The organism is Neisseria sp. P0020.S005 (genome assembly GCF_051957055.1).
In the GTDB taxonomy this organism is placed as follows: domain Bacteria; phylum Pseudomonadota; class Gammaproteobacteria; order Burkholderiales; family Neisseriaceae; genus Neisseria; species Neisseria subflava_A.
The window spans coordinates 1-638 of record NZ_JBQCWV010000029.1 but is presented as its reverse complement, the minus strand read 5'-3'; the positions used below and the strand labels follow the sequence as shown (position 1 = coordinate 638).

Genomic DNA, 638 nt, shown 5'->3' with positions numbered 1-638 from the left:
GGCAACACCATTCTGCACGGCGGCAAAATTACCACCCGTGCCTATAAAGACTATGGCTACACATCGGGCATGGCCGACCCTGACAAACGCTGGATTCCGCATATCGACGGCTGGACGCGCGAAAAACCGCACATCGGCACGGGTATGGCGCTGAAAGGTACGGCGGAGGCAGGTTTCAATACCACCACACTGTCCCACGATGTTGCCCGTTACATGAACAATTCGGCTGATACATCAGGCGTACAACAACCTGAAGGATATACACGCGAAAAAATCCGCCAACTGCACATTGACGAATCGAGCCAACGCCACCGCAGCGTCGGCGGCTACTGGAATTCAGACGGCCTGTCGCAATTCCCGCAAGATGACGGCACGGTTGCGCCCACATTCGGCCTCTGGCGCGGTGGTCAGGTATGGAGTCGCGGTTACGGTTGGCGACTGTTCGAATGCAGAGGCACAGAAATCCGCTACTTAGACGTACGGGGATTCACTGGCGGCGCAGTAATTGCAGGTTTACATGGTTCTCCGTCCGGAGAGGATGTAGGCGCCGGCGAAGTCGCCAAGGCCTACGAAAAAGGCATGGTTGCCGTCAACACTCGCATCACGGGCGGATACTTTAACCACAACTATACCTGCGG

General features: G+C 56.4%; 1 protein-coding gene. It reads left to right on the top strand.

All coding sequences use genetic code 11. The annotated features are described in order from the left end of the window. The coding region (locus ACTHTU_RS11140) for a hypothetical protein (RefSeq protein WP_440362583.1) at positions 1–638 on the top strand (638 nt) is incomplete at both ends.